General features: G+C 73.3%; 14 protein-coding genes. 2 read left to right on the top strand and 12 right to left on the bottom strand.

Annotated elements, in window-relative coordinates:
- The first annotated feature begins 129 nt into the window (after positions 1–129).
- The gene (locus ACFYVL_RS36010; protein WP_389252755.1) at positions 130–963 is read left to right on the top strand and encodes a helix-turn-helix domain-containing protein; all 834 of its coding nucleotides are present in this window, start codon (positions 130–132) and stop codon (positions 961–963) included.
- Entirely contained in the window at positions 960–1,223 is a 264-nt protein-coding gene (locus tag ACFYVL_RS36005; RefSeq protein WP_389252603.1) for a DUF397 domain-containing protein, read from the top strand. Before ACFYVL_RS36010 ends, ACFYVL_RS36005 begins: the two co-directional genes overlap by 4 nt.
- A gap of 99 nt (positions 1,224–1,322) precedes the next feature.
- Here the strand turns inward: ACFYVL_RS36005 and ahcY are convergent, their stop codons facing one another.
- The 12 genes from ahcY to ACFYVL_RS35945 all read right to left on the bottom strand — a co-directional run bounded on the left by ahcY (position 1,323) and on the right by ACFYVL_RS35945 (position 18,628).
- On the bottom strand, positions 1,323–2,723 hold the full coding sequence (gene ahcY / locus ACFYVL_RS36000; protein WP_389252601.1) for an adenosylhomocysteinase: 1,401 nt from the start codon (positions 2,721–2,723) through the stop codon (positions 1,323–1,325).
- A 51-nt stretch (positions 2,724–2,774) separates the two neighbouring features.
- Positions 2,775–3,683, bottom strand: a complete 909-nt coding sequence (metF, locus tag ACFYVL_RS35995) for a methylenetetrahydrofolate reductase [NAD(P)H] (RefSeq protein WP_389252753.1) — start codon at positions 3,681–3,683, stop codon at positions 2,775–2,777.
- A 110-nt stretch (positions 3,684–3,793) separates the two neighbouring features.
- On the bottom strand, positions 3,794–7,294 hold the full coding sequence (gene metH / locus ACFYVL_RS35990) for a methionine synthase (RefSeq protein ID WP_389252599.1): 3,501 nt from the start codon (positions 7,292–7,294) through the stop codon (positions 3,794–3,796).
- Positions 7,291–8,292 carry a carbohydrate kinase family protein gene (locus ACFYVL_RS35985; RefSeq protein WP_389252597.1) on the bottom strand — a complete coding sequence of 334 codons (1,002 nt, stop codon included), beginning with the start codon at positions 8,290–8,292 and terminating at the stop codon, positions 7,291–7,293. The genes metH and ACFYVL_RS35985 overlap by 4 nt, the downstream gene beginning before the upstream one ends.
- Positions 8,293–8,417: 125 nt before the next feature.
- Positions 8,418–9,626, bottom strand: coding sequence for a methionine adenosyltransferase (gene metK / locus ACFYVL_RS35980; protein ID WP_389252595.1), 1,209 nt, complete (start codon positions 9,624–9,626; stop codon positions 8,418–8,420).
- A gap of 108 nt (positions 9,627–9,734) precedes the next feature.
- Entirely contained in the window at positions 9,735–11,708 is a 1,974-nt protein-coding gene (locus tag ACFYVL_RS35975; RefSeq protein ID WP_389252593.1) for a condensation domain-containing protein, read from the bottom strand.
- 84 nt (positions 11,709–11,792) lie between these two features.
- Positions 11,793–12,773 carry an SRPBCC family protein gene (locus ACFYVL_RS35970; protein ID WP_389252591.1) on the bottom strand — a complete coding sequence of 327 codons (981 nt, stop codon included), beginning with the start codon at positions 12,771–12,773 and terminating at the stop codon, positions 11,793–11,795.
- Between the two features lie 102 nt (positions 12,774–12,875).
- Positions 12,876–13,151 (bottom strand): acyl carrier protein, encoded by a 276-nt coding sequence (locus tag ACFYVL_RS35965; protein ID WP_389252589.1) that lies wholly within the window; start codon positions 13,149–13,151, stop codon positions 12,876–12,878.
- Positions 13,152–13,203: 52 nt separating this feature from the next.
- Complete coding sequence (locus ACFYVL_RS35960; RefSeq protein WP_389252586.1) at positions 13,204–14,454, bottom strand: ketosynthase chain-length factor; 1,251 nt, start codon at positions 14,452–14,454, stop codon at positions 13,204–13,206.
- Positions 14,451–15,764 (bottom strand): beta-ketoacyl-[acyl-carrier-protein] synthase family protein, encoded by a 1,314-nt coding sequence (locus tag ACFYVL_RS35955; protein ID WP_389252584.1) that lies wholly within the window; start codon positions 15,762–15,764, stop codon positions 14,451–14,453. Before ACFYVL_RS35955 ends, ACFYVL_RS35960 begins: the two co-directional genes overlap by 4 nt.
- Before the next feature lie 144 nt (positions 15,765–15,908).
- Entirely contained in the window at positions 15,909–16,892 is a 984-nt protein-coding gene (locus tag ACFYVL_RS35950) for an aromatase/cyclase (protein ID WP_389252582.1), read from the bottom strand.
- Entirely contained in the window at positions 16,889–18,628 is a 1,740-nt protein-coding gene (locus ACFYVL_RS35945; RefSeq protein WP_389252580.1) for an FAD-dependent oxidoreductase, read from the bottom strand. The genes ACFYVL_RS35950 and ACFYVL_RS35945 overlap by 4 nt, the downstream gene beginning before the upstream one ends.
- Positions 18,629–18,642 lie beyond the last annotated feature (14 nt).

Here is an 18,642-nt window from a genome sequence, read left to right as displayed (position 1 = left end):
AGGATTCATCTTGCGGGTGGGAAAGCAACCGGTCGCAGGCCTGTTGAGGGTGTCCCCGGATTCCCTTGCGGGTCTCTTGCGGGCCCGTTGCGGGTCGCACGCGGCCGGTCAGGGGCGAAAGGCGTGACGATGGACGGCCAGGACGAGGGAAGGGACCAGAAGCCGCTCGCATGGCGGATCTTCGGTCTCCAGCAGAAGCGGCTGCGGAGCCTGCGGGGGCTGACACAGGAGCAGCTCGCGGACCGCTCGAAGCGCGGGTACTCCCTCTCGACGGTGCAGAAGGTGGAGTCGGGGTCCATCCGGCCCACACCCGATTACATCCAGGACGTGGACGAGGCGCTGGAGGCGGACGGGCTGCTGCTGGTGATGATGGAGGATCTGGTGCGGCCGGAGCATCCGATGTTCTTCCAGGAGTACGCGGAGGCCGAGGCCAACGTGCAGCGGCTGTTCACGTACGACAACCACGCGATCAACGGTCTCCTTCAGACGGAGGCACACGCGCGGACGGTGCTCTCCGCTCGTGTTCCGCTGCTGGAGGAAGACCAGATCGAGGACCGTATCCAGGGCCGTATCGACCGTCAGCAGCTCCTCACCCGTCGGCCCGCTGCTTCGCTGTGCTTCGTCATCGAGGAGCAGGTCCTCCGGCGGCCCATAGGCGGTACCGCCGTCCACAAGGAGCAGCTGGAGCACCTGGCTGCCTGTGCGGGGATGCGGAACGTGGATGTGCACGTGATGCCGACCGAGGTCGAGACCCACGTCGGTCTCGACGGGCCAATGATCCTCCTGACCACAGGGGAGGGACGCCCGGTGGTCTACGTGGAATACCAGGGCGGCGGTTCCACCTTCTATTCCTCTCCGAAGGACATCGGCGTCCTCGAACTTCGGTATGGAATGATCCGATCGCACGCGCTCCGGGCTCCGGAGTCACTGGAGTTCATCCGCAAACTGGCAGGAGAGCTATGAGTAACCACCCCCCGAACTCTGCATGGTTCAAGTCGAGTTACAGCGGCAACGAGGGCGGCGCCTGCATCGAGATCGCGCACGGCTGGCACAAGTCGTCGTACTCCGGCAACGAGGGAGGCGAGTGCGTCGAGGTAGCGACGTGCCCGTGCGCCGACGTCCACGTCCGTGACAGCAAGCTCGGCTCCGACTCCCCCACGTTCGACGTGAACCCGGAAGCGTGGGCGGCATTCTCCGCCTTCGCCGCCACACACACAGTCTGACCGGCGGTACCGAAGACGGGCCCCTCGCCAAACCAAGTGGCGAGGGGCCCGTCGCGTCATACCGTAGCGGGCGGCGGCCGGTCCCCCGACCAGGTTCACTCAGTAGCGGTAGTGGTCCGGCTTGTACGGGCCCTCGACCTGGACGCCGATGTAGTCGGCCTGCTCCTGGCGGAGCGTCGTGAGCTTGACGCCGAGGGCGTCGAGGTGGAGGCGGGCGACCTTCTCGTCCAGGTGCTTGGGCAGCACGTAGACGTCGGTCGGGTACTCCTCCGGCTTGGTGAACAGCTCGATCTGGGCCAGCGTCTGGTCCGCGAAGGAGTTCGACATCACGAAGGACGGGTGACCGGTCGCGTTGCCCAGGTTGAGCAGGCGGCCCTCGGAGAGGACGATCAGGACCTTGCCGTCCGGGAACGTCCACGTGTGGACCTGCGGCTTCACCTCGTCCTTCACGATGCCGTCGATCTTCGCGAGACCGGCCATGTCGATCTCGTTGTCGAAGTGGCCGATGTTGCCCACGATGGCCTGGTGCTTCATCTTGGCCATGTCCGAGGCCATGATGATGTCCTTGTTGCCGGTGGTGGTGATGAAGATGTCGGCCGTCTCCACCACCTCGTCGAGCGTGGCGACCTGGTAGCCGTCCATCGCCGCCTGGAGCGCGCAGATCGGGTCGATCTCTGTGACGATCACCCGGGCGCCCTGGCCGCGCAGCGACTCCGCGGAGCCCTTGCCGACGTCGCCGTAGCCGAAGACCACCGCCGTCTTGCCGCCGATCAGGACGTCCGTCGCGCGGTTGATGCCGTCGATCAGCGAGTGGCGGCAGCCGTACTTGTTGTCGAACTTCGACTTGGTCACGGCGTCGTTCACGTTGATCGCGGGGAACAGGAGCTGGCCGTCGCGGTGCATCTCGTACAGGCGGTGGACGCCGGTGGTGGTCTCCTCGGTGACGCCCCGGATGCCGGCGGCCAGGGCCGGCCAGTCCAGCTCCGACTTGTGCAGCAGGGCCAGGACCAGCGCCATTTCCTCGTTGTCGGCGGTCGAGGGGTCCGGCACCGAGCCCGCCTTCGCGTACTCGACGCCCTTGTGGACCAGCAGCGTCGCGTCGCCGCCGTCGTCCAGGATCATGTTCGGTCCCGCGTGGCCCGGCCAGGTCAGCGCCTGCTCCGTGCACCACCAGTACTCCTCCAGCGTCTCGCCCTTCCAGGCGAAGACCGGGATTCCGGCGGCGGCTATCGCGGCGGCGGCGTGGTCCTGGGTGGAGTAGATGTTGCAGGACACCCAGCGGACCTCGGCGCCGAGGGCGACCAGCGTCTCGATGAGCACGGCGGTCTGGATCGTCATGTGCAGGGAACCGGTGATGCGGGCACCGGCCAGCGGCTGCGCCGCCGCGTACTCGCGGCGGATCGACATCAGGCCGGGCATCTCGTGCTCGGCCAGGGTGATCTCCTTGCGGCCGAACTCGGCGAGGGAGAGGTCGGCGACCTTGAAGTCGGTGAAGTCCATCGGGGCTGCTCCGTGGTGTGCGTGAGAGGTGAGTGGGGTGCGGCGCGTCGATTACGGCCGCGGCTGCGGCTTGGCGGTGTCCACGGCGAGGTTCTGGTGGATCTCCAGCGTCGCGGTGGACTTGTTGAGGGTGATGTAGTGCAGTCCGGGCGCCCCCTCGGCGAGCAGGCGCTGCGACATCTCGGTGGCGTACTCGACGCCGATCCGGTGGCCGTCGGCCGGGTTGTCCTGGGCCGCTTCGAGCCGCTGCGCCAGGGCGTCGGGGAAGCGGGCGTCGCTGAGTTCGGCGAAGCGCCGGATCTGGCGGAAGTCGGTGGCGGGCATGATCTCCGGGATGATGGGGGTCAGACAGCCCACCGACATCAGCCGGTCGCGCAGCCGCAGGTAGTCCTCCACGTGGAAGAACATCTGGGTGATCGCGTAGTCGGCGCCCGCCCGGCACTTGGCGGCGAAGTGGCGGATGTCGTCGGTCCAGCCCGGCGAACGCGGGTGCCGCTCGGGGAAGGCGGCCACGCCGACGCTGAAGTCGCCCAACTGCCGGATCATGGTGACCAGTTCGTGGGCGTGCGTGAAGCCGTCCGGGTGCGGGGTCCAGGCGCCGCGCGGGTCGCCGGGCGGGTCGCCGCGCAGGGCGAGCACGTCCCGGATGCCGGCGTCCGCGTACTGGCCGATGATCCGGCGCAGTTCGGCCCGCGAGTGGCCGACCGCGGTGAGGTGCGCGACCGGGCGCAGGGTGGTCTCGGCCGCGATGCGCTTGGTGACCTCGACGGTGCGGTCGCGGGAGGAGCCGCCCGCCCCGTAGGTGACGGAGACGAAGGAGGGCGCGCAGCTCTCGATGCGGCGGATCGCGTTCCACAGCGTCCGCTCCCCCGCCGCCGTCTTGGGCGGGAAGAACTCGAAGGAGAACGAGCGCCGCCCGTCGGCCAGCACTTCGCGCACGGTGGGGCGCGGGTTCGGCAGCGCGCGGGCGGGTTCGGGGGCGGGGGGTGCGGCCGGGGCCTCTCGTTCGGCGAAGACAGCAGTCAAGGGATCGTTCCTTCCGGTGTCGGCGGGCCCGGTGGCGGCGGACGTCAGCGGGCGTTGAAGTACGTGGCCGCGGGGTGGTGGATGACGATCGCGTCGGTGGACTGCTCCGGGTGGAGCTGGAACTCCTCGGAGAGGTGGACGCCGATCCGCTCGGGCTCCAGGAGTTCGGCGATCTTGGCGCGGTCCTCCAGGTTGGGGCAGGCGCCGTAGCCGAGGGAGAAGCGGGCGCCGCGGTACTTGAGGGCGAACATGTCCTCGACGTCGGCGGGGTCCTCGCCGGCGAAGCCCAGTTCGGAGCGGACCCGGGCGTGCCAGTACTCGGCCAGCGCCTCGGCGAGCTGGACGGAGAGGCCGTGCAGTTCGAGGTAGTCGCGGTAGGCGTTGGCCTCGAAGAGCTTCGCGGTCTCCTCGCCGATCTTCGAGCCGACCGTGACGACCTGGAAGCCGACCACGTCGACCTCGCCGGACTCCTCGGGCCGGAAGAAGTCCGCCAGGCACAGGCGACGGCCGTGCCGCTGGCGGGGGAAGGTGAACCGGGTGCGCTCCAGGCCCTGTTCGTCCAGGACGATCAGGTCGTCGCCCTTGGCGACGCACGGGAAGTAGCCGTGCACCACGGCCGCCTCCAGCAGGTTCTCGGTGTGCAGCCTGTCCAGGAGCCCGCGCAGCCGGGGCCTTCCCTCGCTCTCCACCAGCTCCTCGTACGTGGCGCCGCCGGTGCGGGCCTGCTTGAGGCCCCACTGGCCCTTGAACAGGGCGCCCTCGTCGAGCCAGGAGGCGTACTCCTTGAGCTGGATGCCCTTGACCACGCGGGTGCCCCAGAACGGCGGGGTCGGTACGGGGTTGTCGGTGGCGGTGTCGGAGCGCACCGAGCCCTCCTCCGCCGGGCGCTCGTCGGCCGGGGCGGCCGGTCCGGCGGGGCGGACCCGGCGCTGCTTCAGGGGCGGGAGCTCCACGCCCGGCACGCCCCGCTTGACGCCCATGAGAGCGTCCATCAGGCGCAGGCCCTCGAACGCGTCGCGGGCGTAGCGCACCTCGCCCTGGTAGATCTCGTGCAGGTCCTGCTCCACGTACGCCCTGGTCAGCGCGGCACCGCCGAGGATCACCGGATAGTCGGCGGCCATCTTGCGCTGGTTCAGCTCCTCCAGGTTCTCCTTCATGATCACCGTGGACTTCACCAGCAGACCGGACATGCCGATCACGTCCGCCCGGTGCTCGACCGCCGCTTCGAGGATCGCCGAGACGGGCTGCTTGATGCCGAGGTTGACGACGTTGTAGCCGTTGTTGGAGAGGATGATGTCGACGAGGTTCTTGCCGATGTCGTGGACGTCGCCGCGGACGGTGGCGAGCACGATGGTGCCCTTGCCGTCGGCGTCCGACTTCTCCATGTGCGGCTCCAGATGGGCCACGGCCGTCTTCATGACCTCGGCGGACTGGAGCACGAACGGCAGCTGCATCTGGCCCGAGCCGAACAGCTCGCCGACCACCTTCATGCCTTCGAGCAGGGTGTCGTTGACGATGTCGAGGGCGGGCCGGTCGGCGAGGGCCTCGTCGAGGTCGGCCTCCAGGCCGTTCTTCTCGCCGTCGACGATGCGGCGCCGCAGCCTCTCCTCCAGCGGCAGCGCGAGCAGTTCCTCGGCGCGGCCCGCCTTCAGCGACTTGGTGTTGACGCCCTCGAAGAGCGCCATGAGCTTCTGGAGCGGGTCGTAGCCCTCCGCGCGCCGGTCGTGGATCAGGTCCAGCGCGGTGCGCACCTGCTCCTCGTCGAAGCGGGCGATGGGCAGGATCTTGGAGGCGTGCACGATGGCGGAGTCCAGGCCGGCCTTGACGCACTCGTCGAGGAAGACGGAGTTCAGCAGCACCCGGGCGGCCGGGTTGAGGCCGAAGGAGATGTTGGACAGACCGAGCGTGGTCTGCACGTCGGGGTGACGCTGCTTCAGCTCGCGGATGGCGCCGAGGGTGGCGATGCCGTCGCCGCGGGACTCCTCCTGGCCGGTGCAGATGGTGAAGGTGAGGACGTCGATGAGGATGTCCGACTCGCGCACCCCCCAGTTGGTGGTGAGGTCGGTGATGAGGCGCTCGGCGATGGCGACCTTGTGCTCGATGGTGCGGGCCTGGCCCTGCTCGTCGATGGTGAGCGCGATCAGGGCGGAGCCGTGCTCCCGGGCGAGGGCGGTGACCTGGGCGAACCGGGACTCGGGGCCGTCGCCGTCCTCGTAGTTGACGGAGTTGATGACCGCGCGCCCGCCGAGCATCTCCAGCCCGGCCCGCAGGACCGGCAGTTCGGTGGAGTCCAGCACGACGGGAAGGGTCGAGGCGGTGGCGAAGCGGCCCGCCAGTTCCTTCATGTCGGCGACGCCGTCGCGGCCCACGTAGTCCACGCACAGGTCCACCATGTGGGCGCCCTCGCGGATCTGGTCGCGGACCATCTCCACGCAGTCGTCCCAGCGGGCCTCCAGCATCGCCTCGCGGAACTTCTTCGACCCGTTCGCGTTGGTGCGCTCGCCGATCGCCATGTACGAGGTGTCCTGCCGGAACGGCACCGCCTGGTACAGCGAGGACGCCCCGGCCTCCGGGCGCGGGTCGCGCGGCGGCGGCACCAGACCGCGCACCCGCTCGACCACCTGGCGCAGGTGCTCGGGGGTGGTGCCGCAGCAGCCGCCGACCAGCGAGAGCCCGTACTCGCGCACGAAGTTCTCCTGCGCGTCGGCCAGCTCCGCGGGCGAGAGCGGGTAGTGCGCGCCGTCCTTGGTGAGCACCGGCAGGCCCGCGTTGGGCATGCAGGACAGCTGGATCCCGGCGTGCCGGGCCAGGTGGCGCAGGTGCTCGGTCATCTCGGCGGGGCCGGTCGCGCAGTTCAGCCCGATCATGTCGATGCCGAGGGGCTCCAGCGAGGTCAGTGCCGCGCCGATCTCCGAGCCGAGCAGCATGGTGCCGGTCGTCTCGACCGTCACCGAGCAGATCAGCGGGACCCGGAAGCCCAGCGCGTCCATCGCCCGGCGGGCGCCGACCAGCGCGGACTTCGTCTGCAGGAGGTCCTGGGTGGTCTCGACGAGGAGGGCGTCGGCGCCACCGGCGAGCAGGCCCTCCGCGTTGGTGCGGTACGCGTCGCGCAGGGTGGCGTAGTCGGTGTGGCCGAGGGTGGGCAGCTTGGTGCCGGGGCCCATCGAGCCCAGTACCCAGCGCTGCCGGCCCGTGGAGGCGGTGAACTCGTCGGCGACCTCGCGGGCGATCCTGGCGCCCGCCTCGGCCAGTTCGAAGTTCCGCTCGACGATCTCGTACTCGGCGAGGGCGGCGTGGTTGGTGCCGAAGGTGTTGGTCTCCACGCAGTCCACGCCCGCCGCGAAGTACTCCTCGTGGACGGAGCGCACGATGTCGGGGCGGGTGACGTTGAGGATCTCGTTGCAGCCCTCCAGCTGCTGGAAGTCCTCCAGGGTGGGGTCCTGCGCCTGGAGCATGGTGCCCATGGCGCCGTCGGCGACGACGACCCGGGAGGCGAAGGCCTCGCGCAGGGCGTCGGCGCGGGCGCGGCTCGCGGTGTCGCTCACGACCGGTCCCCCGCCCTGTTCAGCACGGGCGCCAGGTCCTTGGCCGCCCCGGCCCCGTAGGCCGCTGCGACGGTGGCCAGGAGCGTGGCGGGCTCGGCCTCGTACGACTGGGAGCCGACGGCGCCCAGAGCCAGGGCCGCCATCGCGCAGCCCAGCCGGGCGGCGGACTCGGCCGGTGCGCCGTGGCTCACCGCGGCGAGGAAACCGGCCCTGAAGGCGTCGCCGACCCCGGTGGGGTCCGCGGCCGTCACGTCGGGGACGGCCCCCACCGTGACGGTGACCGTCCCGGTGGCCTCCCGGCGTTCGATGCGCACGCCCCGGGAGCCGAGGGTGGTGACCCAGGAGCCGACGCGCTCCAGCACCTCGCCGGTGCTCCACCCGGTGCGCTCGCGCAGCAGCGCGGACTCGTACTCGTTGGTGAACAGCCAGCGCGCCCCCTCGACCAGGGCGCGTACCTCGTCCCGCGCCAGCCGGGCGAGCTGCTGGGAGGGGTCGGCGGCGAACGGGACGCCCAGCTCCCGGCACTGCCCGGTGTGCCGGAGCATGGCCTCGGGCGAGCTGGGCGAGATCAGCACCAGGTCCGGCGGGCCGCAGCGGACGGCCAGTTCGCACAGGTCGATCCGGGCGGACTCGGCCATGGCCCCGGCGTAGAAGGAGGCGATCTGGTTGGCGTCCTGGTCGGTCATGCACATGAAGCGGGCGGTCTGCAGGGAGTCGCAGACGTACACCCCGGCGGTGTCCACGCCGTGCTCCTTGAGCCAGACCTCGTACTCCGCGAAGTCGGCACCCACCGCCCCGGCGAGCAGGGGGTTCAGCCCCAGCGAGCCGAGCCCGTAGGCGATGTTGGCCGCCACCCCGCCGCGCCGCACCTCCAGGGTGTCGACGAGGAAGGACAGCGAGAGGTGGGCCAGCTGGTCGGGGAGCAGCTGGTCGACGAACCGGCCCGGAAAGGCCATGAGGTGATCCGTGGCGACGGATCCTGTTACCGCTATGCGCACTGGGGTCTCCTGCGGAGGGGTATCCGGGCCGGTCCGGGCCGGTTTCGGGGCGAGCGTGCGGGGAGGGGATACGGGGTTACTACAAAAGGGCGCCGGTGGCCGCGGCGGGCGCGGCCACACACGCGTCAGCGGGCGGCGGCGGCCTTGAGCGCCTCGGCCCGGTCGGTGCGCTCCCAGGTGAAGTCGGGCAGCTCGCGGCCGAAGTGGCCGTAGGCGGCGGTCTGGGAGTAGATCGGGCGCAGCAGGTCGAGGTCGCGGATGATCGCGGCCGGGCGAAGGTCGAAGACCTCGGCGATGGCGTGCTCGATCCTGTCGGTGTCGATCGTGGCGGTGCCGAAGGTCTCGACGAACAGGCCGACCGGCTCGGCCTTGCCGATCGCGTACGCGACCTGGACCTCGCAGCGCGAGGCGAGGCCGGCGGCGACGACGTTCTTGGCGACCCAGCGCATCGCGTACGCGGCGGAGCGGTCGACCTTGGACGGGTCCTTGCCGGAGAAGGCGCCGCCGCCGTGCCGGGCCATGCCGCCGTACGTGTCGATGATGATCTTGCGGCCGGTCAGGCCCGCGTCGCCCATCGGGCCGCCGATCTCGAAACGGCCGGTCGGGTTGACCAGCAGGCGGTAGCCCTCGGTGTCGAGCTTGATGCCGTCGGCGGCCAGGCGGTTCAGCACGTGGTCGACCACGTGCTCCTTGATGTCGGGGGCCAGCAGCCCGTCCAGGTCGATGTCGGCGGCGTGCTGCGAGGAGACGACGACGGTGTCCAGCCGGACCGCCCGGTCGCCGTCGTACTCGACGGTGACCTGGGTCTTGCCGTCGGGACGCAGGTAGGGGACGGTGCCGTCCTTGCGGACCTCGGTGAGGCGGTGGGAGAGCCGGTGCGCGAGGTGGATGGGCAGCGGCATCAGCTCGGGGGTCTCGTCGCAGGCGTAGCCGAACATCAGGCCCTGGTCGCCCGCGCCCTGCTTGTCCAGCTCGTCGTCCTCGCCCTCGACCCGCTTCTCGTAGGCGGTGTCGACGCCCTGCGCGATGTCCGGGGACTGCGCGCCGATGGACACCGAGATGCCGCAGGAGGCGCCGTCGAAGCCCTTCGCGGAGGAGTCGTAGCCGATCTCCAGGACCTTCTCGCGGACCAGGGCGGCGATCGGGGCGTACGCCTTGGTCGTCACCTCGCCCGCGATGTGCACCAGACCGGTCGTGATCATCGTCTCGACGGCGACGCGGGAGGCGGGGTCCTCGGTGAGGAGCGCGTCGAGGACGGTGTCGCTGATCTGGTCGGCGATCTTGTCGGGGTGGCCCTCGGTCACGGACTCCGAGGTGAACAGACGGCGGGACATGTCACTCCTGATGGGTTGGGCCGGGAAAGGGTCCGGGGTGGTGCGGTGCGGTGGTCGTGGTGCGGGCGGCACGGGGGCGGGTGCGTCGCGCGGACGGCGTACGGGGTGTCATACGGCGCTCGTTCCGGCCGCCGCCACCGTGTCCTCCAGCACGCGGGCCAGCACCCGCAGCGGCTCGGCCCCGCCCTCGGGGCTGCCGCCGATCGCGACCGGCGGCGGGTACCAGCCGTGCGCGGCGACCCGGGCCGCGGCCCGCCGGGCGCCGTCGCCCGCGCCGGAGAAGCCGCCGAGGAACACCGGCTCGTGCCGGGCGAGCCCGGGGCGCAGCACCTCCAGGCACCGGTCCGGGTCGCTGCCCGGGGGCAGCACGGCCAGCGCCTGCGGTCCGTCGAACAGCTCGGGCAGCCGGTCGTAGCAGCCGGGCGGCGAGCCCGCCGCCGGCAGCACGCAGATGGTGCCCGCACCCGGCCCGGCCGCCCTCCTCAACACCCTTGCGGGCAAAGGCGGTTGAGGGGTCGCGCGCGGTACGGGCAGGCCGCCGAGCACGTCCAGGGCGCCGGACACGTCGAGCGCGCCCCGGCCGTCGGACAGGGTCCGCAGCAGCCGGGCCGCCTGGGCCAGGAGCCCGGCCGCGTCCGCGTCGGGGAACCGGGCGCGGTCGTGCACGCAGGTCAGCACCAGGCCGCCCTCGGCGTCGTGCCGGGCGACCAGGGTCAGCGGCAGCGCGGTGGGCGCCAGCAGGATCTCCGGCTCGTCCACCCGCACGCCCTCCGCGGCCAGTTCGCCCGCCAGGCCGGCGGCCGAGGCGGCGGACGCGGCGGCCGAGATCCCGTACAGGCCGCCGCCGGGGCCCGGGACCAGGCCGACGGTCGGCGGCGGCTCGAAGACCACGAGCGACTCGGGGCGCGGCACCGCGGCCGTCCCGCCGGGGGCAGGCGGGTCGCCGGGACGCGGGGAAGCGGGCCCGGCGGCGGGGGCCGCGGCCCAGCTCTCGATCTGCCCGCCGGAGACCCACTCGTACGCCGCGCCCTCCAGCGCCCGCGCGCCCAGCGTGTCCAGCAGCCGCGCCACCGGCATCCCGGCCGCCACCCGCACGTGCAGCGGATGGACCGCGCGCAGCGGCCCGGAGAGCAGCTCCACACCGGGCAGCGCGATGCCCCGGCCGGAGACGGCCACCGAGAACACCACCGGCACCGGGTCCACGGTCCGCGGGGAGGCCGACCGGGCGGCCCGGTACAGCAGCAGCGACCACACCGCCTGCAGGGCGGTCGACTCGGCGGCCCCCTGCACGGCCGCCCAGGTCCGCAGCCGCGCCGCCTCCAGCGGGGTCAGCCGCTCCCGGAACCACTCGTGCCCCTGCCCCGCCGCCGCCCCCGGCGGCGGGGCCAGCGGCAGCGCGGGCAGCGTGACGGCATCCGGCGGCGTGGCGGCGGTGCGCATCCAGAACTCCCGGGCGGCCACCGCGTCCTGCCGCGACAGCCACCGCGCGTGGTCCCGCACGTCGGGGCGGCGCGCACCGCCCCGCGGCCGGCCGTCGGCGACGTACGCGCGCAGGAAGGACCGCAGCAGGGCGCGCATGCTGCGCCCGTCGAGGAAGGCGTGGTGGTAGGTGAACAGCAGCCGGGTCACCCGGGCCCGGCCGGCCGCCCCGGCGGGCCCGGGGTCCTCCAGGAGCGCCACCCGCAGCTGCCCCGCGCGCCGCAGGTCGAACTCGCGCAGCCGCTCGCCGCGCACCAGGCTGTGCCAGTCGGCGCCGCTGTCCGCCCCGTGGTGGGCGATCCGCGGCACCACCCTCGGGTGGACGGCCAGCGCGGGCGGTTCCCCGGTGGGCGCGGCGAGCCCGGTGCGCAGCACGGCGTCGCCGTCGTACAGCGCCTGCCAGGCGGCGACGAACCGCGGCACGTCCAGCGGGCCCCGCCAGCGCACCGCCATCTGCTCGACGTGCAGCCCGGCCCCGGGGCGCACCAGCGCGTCGAGCAGCAGGTCCTGCTGGGAGGGGGAGGCGGGCACGCGCAGCGGGCCGCCGTCCCCGGAGCGGGGGCTGCGCGGGGGGTGCGGGCGCGGCTGCTCCGACGAGGCCATCGGATTCCTTCCTCCTCCCCGGTCAGGGGCTTCCTCCCCGGTCGGGGTGCGGTGCGGTGCCCCGGGCCGGGGGCGGGGGCGGGGTCAGAGCGGGCGTACGGCGCCGCGCGCGTGCCGGGCGGCGCGGGCGAGGATGCTGCGGCTCTCCCGGCCGAGCGTCTCGCGCACGTGGCCACGGGCCTGCGCCAGGCTCGTACCGGCGCCCAGCACCTCGGCCACGGCCTCCTCGCGCAGCAGCACGGTGTGCCGGCACAGGGCGGTGACGTCGCTCTCGTCGGCCGACAGCGACCACTCCAGGACGTGTTCGGCGAACAGCGGGGCGGGCACGGTGCGCTTCTCCACGATCCGGTACGCGGCCGGGAAGCAGATCCGGACGGCCTCGGTGGACCGCGTGGTCTGCGCGGCCCCCTCGGCGGCCAGGGTGTCCATGGCGACCCGCTGCACGCCGGGCGACAGTTCGTCCACCGTCACCCGGGCGACGTGCGGCACGGTGGCCGGCCAGTCCCCGATCCGGTACAGGAAGTCGTGCAGGGCCTCCGGGGACGCCTTGACTGTCAGTTCGTCCTCGACGGAGACGAGGAGTGCGGCGTGCCGCTCCGCGTTCTCGGCCGCCGCCCTGATCCGGTCGAGTTCGGCCCGGCTGTTGGTGTCGGTGGCGAGCCGGAGCCAGGCCTCGTCGTCGGGCAGGCCGGCGGCCACGGTGAAGTCGTGGTCCAGGGTGAGCCTGCACCGGCCGTCCGCGAGCTCGTCCACGCTCCACTGCCCGCCCATCGCCAGGGCGGGGGCGGCCGGGGTCTCGTGCCGGAAGGAGATGCGGCGCGCCACCGGGTCCATGGACCGCCGGGAGAACCAGGACTTCACCTCGCCGTTGGCGGTGACCCACATCTGGAAGCGGTCCTCGGCCCCGTCGAAGTCGAGCCGCTCCACGTGCACGGTGGGCGGCATGACCAGCGGCCAGCGGGTGGTGTCGGAGACCAGCCCGTACACCACGCCCGCCGGGGCCTGGACCTCCACCGTGTACGCCGTGCGAAGTACCCGCTCGCCGGGCATCGGCTCAGCTGACATCGGCTCCACCTTTCTCGACCTTGGACCACGAATGTGCCCAATGCCGCCGGAGAGGGGGTGGAGGTGCGCTAGAACCTGTCCGGCGGATCAGGCGGGGGGGTTTCAGATCACCGCGGAACGGGCCGCGGTCAGCGCCTGGTTGACCATGGCGAGGTAGCGGCGCGGGGTGTACGCCTCGTCCAGCTCCTCCTCGTCGAGCACCACGGCGTAGTCGCGCTCGACCCGGCCGGTGGTCTCCAGCATGGCCAGCGAGTCGTAGCCGAGGTCGCCGAACTCGGTGTCCAGGATGTCCCCGTCGAGGTCGATCCCCTCCGCCTGGCCCGCGCATTCGCGCAACAGCCGCACCAGGTCCGCGAGTCGCATCGGCTCCTGTTCCATGGGTCGTACCTCTCTGTCGTCCGGGTCGTGCTTCGTGTGGCGTGGGGGGGGGTCAGGGGGCGCGTACGACGGCCGCCGAGTTGAAGCCGCCCCGGCCCCGGGCCAGCACCAGGACGGTGCGCAGCGGCACACCGGTGCGGGGGCGGCCGATCACCAGGTCCACCGGGCAGTCGGCGGCGGGGCGTTCGGTGCCGGTGGTGGGCGGGATCACCTGGTCGCGCAGGGCCAGCAGGGCGGCGGCCAGGTCCAGGGCGGCGCCGCCCGCGGCCAGCCGTCCCGCCATGCTCTTGGGCGCGGTCACGGGCACCCCGTACGGCCCGAAGAGGGCGGTCAGGGCGGCGGCCTCCGCCCGGTCGGCGGCACGCCCGCCCGCCCCGTCCGCCAGCACGAGGTCGACGTCGGCGGCCACCAGCCCGGCGTCCGCGAGCGCGAGGGCCGCCGCGTCGGCCAGCCCGGGGCTGTGCGGGTCGGCGTCGAAGGTGGCGGAGTGCCCGGCCAGGCTCCCGTACACCCGGGCGCCGCGGTCGGCCGCGCTCGCCGCGTCCTCCATGACCAGCAGCGCGCCGCCCTCCCCCACCACGTGCCCGCAGGCGTCCTCGGCGAACGGCCGGTAGGCGCGCGCGGGGTCCTCGCAGGTGCTCATCCCGCCGCCGGCCAGGTGGGCGGCCCAGCCCCAGGGGCACAGGGCCGAGTCGAGGCCGCCGGTCACCACGAGACGGGCGCCCTTGCGGATCTGGCGGCGGGCGTGCGCGACCGCGTCGAGGCCGCCCGCCTGTTCGCTGACGACCACGCCGGACGCGCCGCGCAGGCCGTGCCTGATGGAGATCTGGCCGCTGTTGACGGCGTAGAACCAGGCGAAGGACTGGTACGCGCTGACGTGCTGGGGGCCCTTGCTCCACAGGGCTTCGAGTTCGCGCTGGCCGAACTCGAAGCCGCCCGCCGAGTTCGCGGTGACGACGCCCGCCGCGTACGGGGGCATCGAGGACAGGTCGACGCCCGCGTGGTCGAGGGCCTCCTGAGCGGCGGCCAGGGACAGCCGGGTGACCCGGTCGGTCTGCGGCAGCAGCCGGCTGGAGACGTGCTCCTCGTCGACGAAGCCGGGCACCTGACCGGCGATGCGCACCGGGTAGGGCGAGGCGTCGAAGCGGGTGACGGGGCCGATGCCGCTCTCGCCGCGCAGTACGGACTCCCACCACGTCCCGGTGCCGAGACCGCCGGGGGCGGCGACGCCGATCCCGGTGAAGACGGCGGTGGCGGGCGGGGCGTGGACGGGGTGCGCGGGGGTGTGGGCTGCGGTGCTCATGCGGCTGCTCCCTTCGGGCCGGCGGTGGCGACGGCCGCTCGGGGTGCGCCCGTTCGGCGCACGTCAAGGCGGTTGAGGACCATGGCGCTCTGGAACCCGCCGAAGCCGCTGCCGACCGTCAGCACGGTGTCGGTGCGCTGCTCGCGGGCGGTGAGCGGGGTGTAGTCGAGGTCGCAGGCCGGGTCGCTCTCGTGCAGGTTCGCCGTCGGCGGCACCACCCCGTGCTCGATGGCCAGCGCGCACGCGGCGATCTCCAGGGCGCCGACCGCGCCCAGCGAGTGCCCGATCATCGACTTGATCGAGCTGACCGGGATCTCGTACGCCCGCGCCCCCAGGCTCCGCTTGAACGCCTCGGTCTCGTGCCGGTCGTTCTGCTTGGTGCCCGAGCCGTGCGCGTTGACGTAGTCCACCGCGCCCGGGTCGAGCCGGGCCTCGTCCAGGGCCGCGGAGATGGCCTCGGCCATCTCCGCGCCGTCGGCGCGCAGTCCGGTCATGTGGTACGCGTTGCTGCGCGAGGCGAAGCCGGAGATCTCGGCGTACACCGCCGCGCCGCGCCGCCGCGCGTGCTCCAGTTCCTCGACGACCAGCACCGCGGCCCCCTCGCCGAGCACGAACCCGTTGCGGGTGCGGTCGAAGGGCCGGGAGGCGGTCGCCGGGGTGTCGTTGCGCGGGGTGGTGGCCCTGATGACGTCGAAGCAGGCCAAGCTGATCGGTGAGATCGGTGCCTCGGCGGCCCCGGTGACCATCACCTCCGCGCTGCCCTCGCGCACCAGGTCGACGGCGTGGCCGACGGCGTCCAGGCCGGAGGTGCAGCCGGTGGACACCAGCGACACCGGTCCCCGGGCGCCCGCCGCACGGGCCACCTCGGCCGCCATCGAGGAGGGCACGAACCAGTCGTACAGGTCCCTGGGCGCCCGCACGTGGTCCACCAGCCACCGCCGGCCGCCGTCGCTGACCTTGTCGAAGGTGTGGTCCAGGGAGGTGGTGCAGCCCAGCGCGCTGCCCAGGGTGACCCCGCACCTGGTGGGGTCGGGGAGCCCGTCGAGCCCGCTGTCGGCGAGCGCCTCGCGCGCGCTGACGAGCGCGAACTGGGCGGCCCGGTCCAGGCGTACGGCGTCCGCGGCGTCCAGGCCCTGCTCCAGCGGGTCGAAGTCGGCCTCGGCGGCGACCTGCGAACGGTAGGGCGCGGGGTCCAGGAGGGTGAGGGTGCGGGTGGCCGTGCGTCCGGAGGTGAGCAGCGACCAGAACTCCTTGGTGCCGGGCCGGCCGGGGGCGACGACCCCGATGCCCGTGATGACCACGCGTCTCATCGTCCTGCCCCCAGCGGTTGGTGTCATGGGACCTTCACCGAGCCTCTCCGACGGTGGTGGAGCGCGGCTGGAGCCGTCCCCCCGGCAGGGGCGGGGGGGGGCGGGCCGGTCTGTCCTGCCGGGGTGCGGGGGCCGGGCGGCGGATCAGCCCGCGAGGCCCTCCGCGTACCGCTTGGCGTGGTTCAGGGTGGCGGTGCTGTTGCGGCCGAGCGCCTCTCGCAGGTACGTGCGGGCGGCGGCGACGTCGGCGCCGGCGCCCAGTACGGCGGTGATGTTCTCCTCGCGCACCACCACGCTGTGCTGCGAGGTGACGGTGGTGCCGTGCGCGTCCTCGCGGACCGTCCAGCAGCCGGTGTGGGCCTCCATCAGGGCGGGGGTGCGGGTCTGCTTGTAGACGATGCGCCCCGACGCGGGGAAGCAGACGCGCACCGACTCGGTGGTGTGCGAGGCGCCGTCGGCGGTCAGCGTGTCCATCGTCATGACCTGCACCGGGCCCTCCTCGTCCACCTCCAGGCGCGAGACGTGCGGCAGCAGCCGCTGCCAGTCGGCGACCCGCTGGAGGAAGCCGTAGACCGGGGCGGCGGGCGCGGCCACCCGCACCGAGTCCTCGAAGGACAGCACCAGTTCGTCCAGGCGCGCCCAGCGCTCGCCCAGGCGGGCCAGGTTCGCCAGTTCGGTGCGGCTGTTGGTGTCGGTGGCGCGCTCCACCCAGGCCACGTCCTCGGCCCGGTCGCCGGGCACCGAGAAGTCGTGCAGCAGGGTCAGCCCGGTGCGCTCGGCGCCCCGCGGCTCCACGACCCAGGCGCCGGACATCGCCGACAGCGGCGGCGCGGGCACCTCCTGGCGGAACGCGACCCGCCGGGCGGCGGCGTCCAGGCGGCGGCGCGAGGTCCAGTGCTTCACCCGGCCGCCCGCGAGCGCCCACATCTCCAGGTGCTCGTCGCTCCCGTCGCAGGAGAGCCGCTCGACGTGCACGTTCGGGCCGAAGAACAGCGGCCACCTGGTGGCGTCCGCGATCAGCCCGTAGACGGCGCCCGCGGGGGCGGCGACCTCCGTCGTGTGCACGGTGCGGTGGATGCGTCCCTCCGGCGCCGGGGCTGCGGTGGGCGGGTCCGTCAGCGTCGTCATCGCGATCCCTCCATGACTCGGGTGGTGCTGACGACCGTGTCCGGGACCGCTGGAGAGCCGCCGGAGGAACGGTGGAGGGGCACCGGACCGAGCACCGACAGCGCCCGCTCCAGCCGCCGGTCCGTCAGCCGGGTGCCGCCCGCCGCGAGATAGCCGTCGGGGCGCACCAGCACCCAGCCGCCGGCGGCCGTGCCGAGGGCCGCGCGCAGGTGTCCGCCGGGGTCGGGCAGGGGCACCGCGCCCGCTGCCGCGCGCTGTCCGGGGGCGGCGCCGATCGCCCGTACCGACAGCCACTCGCCCGCCCCCGCCGCCTTGGCCGCGGTGCGGTCCGCCGTGCCGCCGTCGGGGACGTACAGCAGGCTCCAGCGGACGTCGCGCAGTTCGGCGTACAGCGCGCGGGCGCACGGCCCCTCGGGCAGGGCGGCGGCCACCGCCGCCGCGCGGGACCCGGCGGGCGGCAGCGGCGGCTCACCGGGGGTGGTCAGCGGGGACTCGGCGTAGTGCCGCAGCAGCCCGGACATGCCGCCGAGCACCTTGCGCTGGATTCTGCGGCGCAGCGCGGGCACCCTGCGCACGACGGCGAACACCAGCGGCAGCATCACCGGCGCCAGGGTGTTCTTGAACTGGACCAGGAAGGTGGCCCTGCCGGTGGAGCCGAGCAGCGCCCGGCCCACCGGCACCCGCTCCTGGCTGTAGGTGTCGAGCAGGGCCCGCCCGGCCTGGCCGTGCACGACCATGGCGAGCTTCCAGGCGAGGTTGTACGCCTCCTGGATCCCGGTGTTCATGCCCTGGCCGGAGGCGGGGCTGTGCACGTGCGCCGCGTCGCCCGCCACGAAGACGCGGCCGTCGTTCATGGTGGGCACCATGCGCTGCTGGAAGGTGAAGACGGACGTCCAGGACGGTTCGCCGACCCGCACCTCGCGGCCCAGTCCCGCGCTGAGCTTGGCGGAGAAGCGGGCGGCGGCCTCGGCGGGCGTCTCGTCGGCGGCGTTCGGCCCCGGGGCGGTGTCGAGCAGCCGCCAGTGCCCCTCGCGCAGGTAGGGCACCATCATCAGGGCGTGCCCGTCGGCGTGCGCCCAGTAGATGGTGTCGGGCGGCAGGTCCATGGTCACGGGGGCGTCGGCCAGCTGCCAGGTCTCGCTGGACTCGCCGAGCAGGGGCAGGGCGAGCTGTTTGCGGACGGCGGAGTGCCCGCCGTCGCAGCCCACCAGCCAGGGCGTGCGGTACTCCTCCACCGTGCCGTCCGCGTGCACGAGACGGGCCCGGACGCCGTGCGCGTCCTGCGTCAGCCCGGTCAGCCGCACCCCCCACTCGGGCCGCACCCCGAACTCCGCGCAGGCCTCGCGCAGCAGTTCCTCGGTGCGGGTCTGCTCGATGACGACGGTGTACGGGAACCGGGTGGGCATCGCCGCGTAGTCGGCCTGCAGCCGCACCAGGCGCCGCCCGGCCGCGTACATGGTGAACGCCTTGTTGTGCCGGCCGCTCGCCAGCACGCCCCGGGCCACGCCCATCTGGTCGAAGGTCTCCAGGGTGCGCGGGTGGACGGCCACCGCACGGCTGGTGGGGGCGGGGCCCGGGGCGGCGTCGACGAGGCGTACGGGCACGCCCCGGCGGGCCAGTTCACGGGCGGCGGTCAGACCGACGGGGCCCGCCCCGACGACGAGGACCGGACTGCCGGGCACCGGCGCGCCCGCGGCCGGGCTGCCGGGGGCGTGGTGGTCGGGGAAGGTGGCCATGGTGGTCTCCTCTT

Origin of the sequence: Streptomyces sp. NPDC004111 (assembly GCF_042874215.1) — a bacterium.
Taxonomy (GTDB): domain Bacteria; phylum Actinomycetota; class Actinomycetes; order Streptomycetales; family Streptomycetaceae; genus Streptomyces.
This window is presented reverse-complemented; position numbering and strand designations above follow the sequence as displayed.